At 37.4% G+C, this 8,889-nt stretch carries 7 protein-coding genes; all 7 read left to right on the top strand.

The features are described from left to right. Window positions 1-48: 48 nt before the first annotated feature. The 7 genes from ABN763_RS10325 to ABN763_RS10295 all read left to right on the top strand — a co-directional run bounded on the left by ABN763_RS10325 (window position 49) and on the right by ABN763_RS10295 (window position 8,878). Window positions 49-1,023 (top strand): type IX secretion system membrane protein PorP/SprF, encoded by a 975-nt coding sequence (locus ABN763_RS10325; RefSeq protein WP_410485383.1) that lies wholly within the window; start codon window positions 49-51, stop codon window positions 1,021-1,023. Between the two features lie 137 nt (window positions 1,024-1,160). Further along, window positions 1,161-1,913, top strand: a complete 753-nt coding sequence (locus tag ABN763_RS10320; RefSeq protein ID WP_410485382.1) for a class I SAM-dependent methyltransferase — start codon at window positions 1,161-1,163, stop codon at window positions 1,911-1,913. 71 nt (window positions 1,914-1,984) lie between these two features. Then, window positions 1,985-2,719 carry a class I SAM-dependent methyltransferase gene (locus tag ABN763_RS10315; RefSeq protein ID WP_410485381.1) on the top strand — a complete coding sequence of 245 codons (735 nt, stop codon included), beginning with the start codon at window positions 1,985-1,987 and terminating at the stop codon, window positions 2,717-2,719. A 40-nt stretch (window positions 2,720-2,759) separates the two neighbouring features. After that, a complete protein-coding gene (locus ABN763_RS10310; protein WP_410485380.1) occupies window positions 2,760-3,293 on the top strand; it encodes a RidA family protein in 534 nt (177 codons plus the stop codon). A gap of 111 nt (window positions 3,294-3,404) precedes the next feature. Further along, a complete protein-coding gene (locus ABN763_RS10305) occupies window positions 3,405-4,115 on the top strand; it encodes a DUF2927 domain-containing protein (RefSeq protein ID WP_410485379.1) in 711 nt (236 codons plus the stop codon). A 141-nt stretch (window positions 4,116-4,256) separates the two neighbouring features. Then, window positions 4,257-6,188, top strand: a complete 1,932-nt coding sequence (locus ABN763_RS10300; protein WP_410485378.1) for an OmpA family protein — start codon at window positions 4,257-4,259, stop codon at window positions 6,186-6,188. A 260-nt stretch (window positions 6,189-6,448) separates the two neighbouring features. Continuing rightward, window positions 6,449-8,878 (top strand): OmpA family protein, encoded by a 2,430-nt coding sequence (locus ABN763_RS10295; protein ID WP_410485377.1) that lies wholly within the window; start codon window positions 6,449-6,451, stop codon window positions 8,876-8,878. Window positions 8,879-8,889 lie beyond the last annotated feature (11 nt).

Here is an 8,889-nt window from a genome sequence, read left to right as displayed (position 1 = left end):
GTGAGTTCGAGTGATCCTGATAACATGGGGGTTGTATCGAGAACCTTTATGAAACAGAACATAAAAACATATAAAACGAGCCTTCTAACAGCCTTTCTACTGTTGGCAATATTAGTATATCCAACAATAATAAAAGCACAACAGGATGCGCAATATACCCAGTACATGTTTAACACCATTAGTATTAACCCGGCTTATGCGGGTAGTCGCGGTGTAACAAGTATTGTTGGACTGCATCGTTCACAATGGGTCGGACTCGAAGGAGCCCCCAGTACGCAAACAATCGGAATTCACTCTCCAGTTGGTATTCGTGAAAAAGTGGGTATAGGTCTTTCGGTAGTTAATGATGAAATTGGTCCTACGCAAGAAACCTATTTCGATGCCACCTTTAGCTATACGCTTAACCTAAGTGCTCGCGCTAAGTTGTCTTTCGGACTAAAAGCAGGGGGGCATTTACTGGACGTACGTTTTTCAGAATTAAACCAATATACCAATACCGATGTTCTATTACAACAAGATATAGACAACAAATTTTCACCGAATGTAGGTGCAGGAGTTTACTATCATAACGGACTTACCTATATTGGGTTTTCGGCTCCAAACTTGTTAGAAACTGAGCATTTTGACGAAACCAACAGTTCTAATCTAGGCGTTTCTTTTCTGGCAAGAGAGCGTATTAATTATTACCTCATGGCAGGGCATATTTTTAGACTGTCTGACCAATGGAAATTCAAACCGGCTTTTTTAGGTAAGTATGTTAATGGAGCCCCCTTGCAAGCAGATCTATCTGCTAGCTTTTTGTACAATGACAAAATTAGCTTTGGTGCCGCTTATAGATGGAGTGCGGCATTAAGTGCTACAGCAGGTTTTCAATTCTCTGATGCGCTGATGATTGGTTTTGCTTATGATCGGGAATCAACGCCACTTGGTGACGCGCTATTCAATGCAGGTACTTTCGAAGTCTTTTTACGCTTTGAATTGGCCAGAGGTTACGATAAGCTTATTTCTCCTCGTTTCTTTTAGCAAATAACCATCTGCTATTTCTTAGTTGATTACTGTATCTTTAGTACTCAAATTGCCGTATTATACATTAGTTCAGTACCGTGCAATTGGCTTGGTTAAGATAACCATGATTTAACTTAAAGATTAAGAGGTTCAAAATGAGTACAAACTACGGTGTTGGCGATTTAATTTACGATGGCAGTATTTATGATGGTATGAATACTAATCTAGACGACTTGAACTTTTACAAACGGTGGCTTCCGAAAAATAAAGAGGCTCGTATTCTTGAACTCTGTTGCGGTACAGGAAGACTTACTATTCCGATTGCAAAAGACGGGTTTAATATTACGGGTGTAGACATAACGTTTTCTATGCTAGAAACTGCTAAAGCTAAAGCCGTTGAGGCTGGATTAGAAATTGAATTTATCCAAGAAGACATTCGGACTTTAAATTTGTCAGAACAATACGATCTAATTTTTATTCCATTCAATTCCATTCATCATTTATATAAAAATGAAGATTTATTTAAAACACTTGCTGTTGTAAAAGATCATCTTAAAGAAAACGGTACATTCATATTGGATTGTTTTAACCCGAATATTCAATTTATGGTAGAGGGTGAAAAACAACAAAGAGTAGTCACTAAATATAAAACTGATGATGGTAGGGAAATAATGATACAAGAGATCATGAAATATGAAAGTGCTTCTCAAATTAATCGCATAGAGTGGCACTATTTTATCAACGGGGAATTTGATTCGGTTCAAAGTCTCGATATGCGAATGTTCTACCCTCAAGAATTAGATTCATATCTAAAGTTAAATGGCTTTACAATTGTCAAAAAGTTTGGAAGTTTTGAGGAAGAGTTGTTCCATGACAATTCCGAAAAACAAATAGTTGTTTGTTGTTAAGTAGCACATCTAAATCTCGGTGAAAGATGCTTTAAATATCGAGTGAGACCTAGTTTGGAAAACGAAAAACGATGAAAGATCACTTTTCTTCACACGCTGATGATTATGTCAAATATAGGCCAACCTATCCATCTGATTTGTACAGATTCCTAGAGGCAGAGGTTCCAAATAAAAATGTTGCTTGGGATTGTGGAACTGGAAATGGACAGGTTGCATTTCAACTGGCAAAGCGCTTTTGTCAAGTGTATGCAACAGACATTAGTCAACAACAACTAGACATGGCATTAACAAAAGATAATATTGAATATTCGGTTCAAGCTGCTGAAGAAACAACGTTTTCTAATGATTTATTCGACCTAGTTATTGTAGCACAGGCAATACACTGGTTCAACTTCGAAAAATTCTATGCAGAGGTTCGCAGAACGGCGAGAAAAAATGCAAGAATATGTGTGGTGGGGTATGGTCTCATTAAAATATGTCCTGAGGTCGACAATATTATCGGCGATTTTTATAGCAGTGTTATTCGACCTTATTGGGATGATGAACGAAAATTCATTGATGAAAATTACAAGACTATTCCCTTTCCATTTAAGGAGATTCAAACCCCGAAGTTTGTAAATAAGCATCGATGGAATCTTAACCATTTAATAGGGTATTTAAATACATGGTCAGCGGTAAAGCGTTTTATAAAAGAAAACAATCATAATCCTATCGACGATCTTAAAATCCAGATAGAAAAGTATTGGGGTGATACTGAAATAAAGCAAGTAAATTTTCCAATTCTACTAAGATTGGGAAAGATTTAATGGATTCAAACCACAAAGACAATTACACCAAATAGAAATAATGAAAAATTTAAAACGCAAAAAAATTGAAGTCAATCCTTATCAATATTGTAAAATGAGAATGTTGAGTTTAATGGTCATAACGCTTATTATGAACACTAGCTGTAAAAAGAATATAGATCAGGGAAAGGAAAGAACAGCTCAGCCTGAAAAAACCATAATAATGAAGGAAAAATGGCATTGGGGCAATGCTGATAAGCAGAGTGAAAGTGCAGGGTATGCACAGGTGGTAAAGGTGGGTAATACAATTTATATTTCGGGAGTACCTTCTAATGATTTAAGCCCGGAGGGTATTAAACGGTTGTATGGTACCTTAGGCGAGTGTTTAAAAGCATTTGGAGCAACATTTGAAGATGTAGTTAAAGAGACCCTATATGCTACCGACATCGAAACGATGAAAAAACATAACCATGCTAGGAAGGAATTCTACAATGGAGATTACCCGGCAGCAACTTGGGTGCAAATAAGTAGGTTATATGAGCCTACTGCAAAGTTAGAAGTTGATTTAATTGCCGAGATCACAGGTGAAGGATGACAAAACATGGATTCTAAAAAGAATAATTAGCTTTGTAGGAACAGCCTATAACTATTCCCAACAAGATCAAGTGGTAATTAAGTATTAGGTGAAATTAAAGTTTAGATAATTATGCGATTGCTTAAGAGCGGTTTAATAATCCCTTTCCTATTAATTGTATGTTGGTCCTGTTCAGAAGATGACAGTAAGACTGACCTGTCGTTAACCTCATATGAACTTGATCAAATTGAATATTTAAAGGAAATTGCACTGGGGTTCGAATTTGGAAGTGCCAGTGAGATTACAAGAAAATGGAATGGAGACATGAACATTTTTGTTAAAGGCACCTCGAGTAGTGATTTATCGGCAGAACTATCACGTATAAAGGACGAACTCAATCAGCTTATTACTGATAATTTTGAGATGAATATTGTTAGTGACGAATCAATGGCTAATTATATCATCTTTTTTGGTTCAGCTAATGATTACGCAGCATTATACCCCTCACAAGCCACATTGGTATCAAATAACTGGGGCTTATTCAGTATTTTCTGGAACGGACAAAACTACCTAACAAATGGACACATGTATGTCGATATAGAGCGAGCCAATCTCGAAGAACAAAAACACTTGCTTAGAGAAGAGCTAACCCAATCGCTGGGGTTAGCTAAGGACTCTCCACGGTATGATGGTAGTATTTTTCAAGAAGAATGGACTAGAACAAATGAATATGCTCAGATCGATCGAGACATTATCCGATTATTGTATCATCCTGGGGTAGGTGTTGGCTTAAATTCCAATGAAGTTGATGCTGTTTTAAGGACTATTCTTTCACAAAACTAATAATGGCATGGTCAAAGCTATTTTTTGATAAGAAGAGGTTAAAAAACCCTTAATAACTTCTATCCTTACCAATCTGGTGCTCTTAAAATAATCGTAATTTGGCACGACAATTGCCTTTTTGTAGATAGCAATACCCAAATAATGAAATTAAGGACTATTCTTTTGGTGCTAGTAGTCTCTGGTAACCTAATAAATGCCCAAAGCGGAAACATTGATGCTGCGAATAAAAAGTACGATCGCTTTGCTTATGCAAATGCGATTCAGATTTATGAAAAATTGCTTAAAAAGGGCTATCAAACACCAGACTTATATCAAAAACTAGCCAGCGCCTATTATTTTACCAACAATACAGATGCTTCATTACGTTGGTATGATTCCATTGCTAAGCAAAAAGAAGTGATGCAAGCTGAAGACTATTTTAGATATAGTCAGGTATTACGCTCAAAAGAACGCTATGAAGAGGCAGATGCTGCCTTAGTAACCTATTATGGCAAAAAAGGCGACACCTACAGGGTGGACTTACTTCAAAATGATAAGAATTATCTCGAGCGTATAAAAGAGCAATCAGGGCGCTATACCATAGAGTCGTTAGATTTTAATTCTGGTAATTCTGATTTTGCTCCCAGCTTTTATAAAGACCGTTTGGTTTTTGCAAGCGCCCGTGATTCAGGAGTTTTTACACGTATTGTAGATAAACGTACCAACAAACCTTTTTTGGAACTGTATGAGGTAAAACTTACCAAAAGTGGTAAGTATAGCGGATTAAAAAAATTGAAAGGAATTAATAGTCGTTTTCACGAATCCTCTTCGGTATTTAACAAAAACGGAAATCGCATTTGGTTTACTAGAAATAACTACTATGAAGGGGAATATAAACGAGATAAAAAAGGGGTTAATCGCCTTAAAATTTTTACGGCAGTTGATAGCGAATATGGTTGGGAACAAGTAACTGAAATTCAATACAACAGTAATCAATACTCGGTAGCGCATCCTGCGTTTAGCCCAGATGGCAACACAATGTTTTTTGTGTCTGATAGACCGGGTGGGCATGGTAAATCTGATCTTTGGATGGCCAAAAAAGGACGAAGCGGATTGTTCGGCAAACCTGTTAATTTAGGAAAGGATATCAATACATCAGGACGTGAAACTTTTCCGTTTGTAAGCGAAAATGGCGATTTATTTTTCGCATCTGATGGGCACGCGGGCCTAGGCGGTCTCGATGTGTTTGTAGCGCCACTTGAAAATGGCGTTTATAGCGCTGTTTATAATGTAGGAGAGCCTGTAAATACTGTAAAAGATGATTTTTCCTTTATTATCAATGATGAAACGAATGTTGGTTATGTGGCTTCAAATCGAGATGGTGGGATGGGGGATGATGATATTTATCGAGTTAACAGATTAAAACCGCTGATCAAAGATTGTAAACAGCAACTCATAGTGAATATAGTTGATAGTAATGAAAAAACGATCGTAACGGACGTAGACATTCAGGTGCTCAACGAAAAAGGTGAGGAGATTGCTGCTTTTAAAAGTACAAACAACGGCAAATGGTCATATAGTAGAAATTGCAAGGAAAACACTATTATTCGTTTTACTAAAGAAGGATATCAATTGGCTGAACGTTATTTGCCTATTAATACCTTAGGAGGTAATGAGGTTTTTACGCAACCACTAGAGCCGATTGAGCAGGTGGTCGATGTAGGTCAGGACCTTGGTAAATTGATAAAATTAAATCCTATTTATTTTGACAATAACCGATCCAACGTCAGAGAAGATGCGGCTTACGAACTTATTAAAATAGCTGAAGCATTGGCCCAATATCCTGATTTAAAAGTAGAGGTTGGTGCACATACCGATAGTCGTGGTAAAGATAAGTACAACCTGAAGTTATCTCAAAAACGTGCGGAATCTATTGTCAAGTTTTTAGTAAAAAATGGCATCGATGCTACCCGACTTACGGCAAAAGGTTATGGTGAAACCAGACCTATTAACGAGTGTGTAAATGACGTACCATGCTCAGAGGCTAAAATTGCCTTAAATAGGCGTTCAGAATTTATTATTATTTCGAAATAATGGCCACAATTAGCCTCACTTGATATACATACTTTTAAAAATTTGAAAAGATGTTTATAACTGGATGTTTTTTTGTTTGTATTGTGTTGATAACATGAAAACTAAGGTTTAAACAGCCGTTTTCTTCGTTCAAGACGTCATGTATGTGAATAAGATTGTTAAAAACAATCAAACATAATGCTCTAAATGGGCTACCCGCAACTGTACTTTTATTCAAACCATTTGCCCCCTAATAAACAGGTTGTTGATAGTTGTAGAATATGGGTTTTAAATTTCGGGTATTAACGCTACTCTTCTTATTTTCAGTAGGTTTCGTGTCTTCTCAGAGTAAGGCTATTGAAAGAGGGGACGCTAGCTTTGAAAAAAACGCCTATGCAAATGCAATTACCTATTACTTAGCGGCAGTCAAGCAAGGTAGCAAAAGTCCAGAAGTATACAGAAAGCTAGCAGATTCATACTATAATTTGGCAGATTTAGCCAATGCTAGTGAATATTATAAACTACTCTTCGAAACAGAAAAGCCCACTGATACTGAAGTTTTTTTCAGATATGCGCAATCATTAAAAGCAGTAGAAAACTACAAGGAGTCAGATAGGATCATGAATGAGTTTATGTTCAAGAAACAAGAGGACTCACGTGGGAAGCGTTTTTCTACATCTCGAAATTACCTGGACTCCATCAAAACAAATATGTTGCTGTACGATATTAAAAATAGTCGGTACAACTCCAATGCATCTGATTTTGCACCTTCTGTTCTTAACGGTGAGTTAGTGTTTTCATCAGCACGAGACTCAGGAACCTATAGCCGATTTCGTGCAAAATGGAACAATGAAGCTTTTCTAGATCTTTATGTGACTGTCAATAATCAAGATACGCTGTCTACCAAGTCGGTTCCTTTTAAAGGTAAAATCAATACAAAATTCCACGAATCGACATCGGTGTTTACCAAAGATGGTAATACCATGTACTTCACCCGTAACGATTTTAGTGGAGGACGACAGGGTCGCGATCGCACAAGAACTACTAGATTAAAAATTTACAAGTCGGTAAAAACCAAGAAAGGTTGGAGTAAGCCAAAAGAACTCCCCTTTAATGATAAAAGTTATTCCGTTGCACACCCTGCATTAAGTCCTGATGAGACTAAATTGTATTTTGCTTCCGATATGCCGGGTACATTAGGTGCATCTGACCTCTGGATGGTTGAAATAAAAGGAGACGATACCTATGGTGAACCCGTAAATCTGGGTCCCTCTATTAACACTGAATCAAAGGAAACCTTTCCATACATCAGTTCTGAGAACAATTTGTATTTCGCATCCGATGGGCATGTAGGGCTTGGGGGACTCGATATTTTTGTTTCTAAGGTTTTAGAAGACGATAATTTTGGCGAAGTAATCAACGTAGGCAAACCCATTAATGGCCCAACTGACGATTTCACATTTGTCATTGATGAAGAAAGTAGAGTTGGGTATTTTGCTTCGAATAGAAAAGGAGGAAAAGGTAGTGATGATATTTATTTATTTAAACTGCGACCTAAAACTATTGAGGAGTTAGAACAATTGGTGATGGGACTAGTGACCGATGCCGATACCAATGAAAAGATTGTAGGGGCAAAAGTGACTATTCTTGATGAAGAGTTGCAGAGACAAAAGGACACGTTGACCGATGACCTAGGAATTTATGAAATAAAGCTATCACAAGAAGACCTTAAAGACGGATCAGTTGAGAGTACGATTCGTGCAGAATACTCAGGCTATGTGCCTAATGAAGAGACCTTTTTGCGAACACGTGAAATCGATACTTTTTTTATTAACATTCAGCTTAGAAAGGTAGGTGTGCCTGGCGATCCTCCTATTGATGACAGCAAAAATGTTACTATTGACGTCGATGCTGATGGAAATCCCGTAACCACAAATACCCCAGAAGAGACAAATACGGTAACACCACCGGTTGTTAACATCGAACCAGATATTGGAGATGATCTGGCCAAAGTGTTACAACTAAAACCAATTTATTTTGATTTTGACCGCTCCTCAATTCGGTATGATGCCAAATTGGAATTGGATAAGATTGTTGAGGTAATGAAAAAGTATCCACAGGTCATTATCGATGTGCGCTCCCATACCGATAGCCGTGGTAAGGATATTTATAACATGGCGCTTTCCAACAGACGTGCCAATGCTACTGTTGCGTATTTGGTCGATAAGGGAATTAGTCCGAATAGAATTACTGGTAAAGGTTATGGTGAAACTAAATTGGTTACGAACTGTCCTAATGGAATTCGCTGTACGGTACATCAACATCAATTAAACAGACGTTCGGAGTTTATAGTAGTACGAAACACCTCAGGAAGTGCCATCGTGAAATCGAGTACGGTGATCGATCCTGATTTGTTAAGATCTAATAAACCAGCAGCTTTATCGGGAACCTTCGTTAATTACGACTTTTCAACCGATAACAAGAAAGTGGTATATACCGTGCAGGTAAGTGCATTACGACAAGGTGTACAATCAACAAAATACAACAGACTAACAAACCTGTTTAACCATCAATACAATGATGGATTTAACAGGTTTTTTTCAGGCATATTTGCAACTCCTACTGAAGCTAGAAACCATATGAGGCGCCTTCGAAACAACGGTTTTGATGGCGCTTTCGTGGTTGGTCTTAAAGGAGAAACTCGTTTTTAAATAATTTTGTT

The organism is Spongiivirga sp. MCCC 1A20706, assembly GCF_046524175.1.
GTDB lineage: Bacteria > Bacteroidota > Bacteroidia > Flavobacteriales > Flavobacteriaceae > Spongiivirga.
The sequence above is the reverse complement of the archived record's forward strand: the minus strand, read 5'-3'. Positions and strand labels throughout refer to the sequence as shown.

Excerpts from the sequence above, each read along its gene's own strand:
- ABN763_RS10295 (WP_410485377.1), top strand. The coding sequence starts at position 6,449 with ATGGGTTTTAAATTTCGGGTATTAACGCTACTCTTCTTATTTTCAGTA.
- ABN763_RS10315 (WP_410485381.1), top strand. The coding sequence starts at position 1,985 with ATGAAAGATCACTTTTCTTCACACGCTGATGATTATGTCAAATATAGG.
- ABN763_RS10305 (WP_410485379.1), top strand. The coding sequence starts at position 3,405 with ATGCGATTGCTTAAGAGCGGTTTAATAATCCCTTTCCTATTAATTGTA.
- ABN763_RS10325 (WP_410485383.1), top strand. The coding sequence starts at position 49 with ATGAAACAGAACATAAAAACATATAAAACGAGCCTTCTAACAGCCTTT.
- ABN763_RS10320 (WP_410485382.1), top strand. The coding sequence starts at position 1,161 with ATGAGTACAAACTACGGTGTTGGCGATTTAATTTACGATGGCAGTATT.
- ABN763_RS10300 (WP_410485378.1), top strand. The coding sequence starts at position 4,257 with ATGAAATTAAGGACTATTCTTTTGGTGCTAGTAGTCTCTGGTAACCTA.
- ABN763_RS10310 (WP_410485380.1), top strand. The coding sequence starts at position 2,760 with ATGAAAAATTTAAAACGCAAAAAAATTGAAGTCAATCCTTATCAATAT.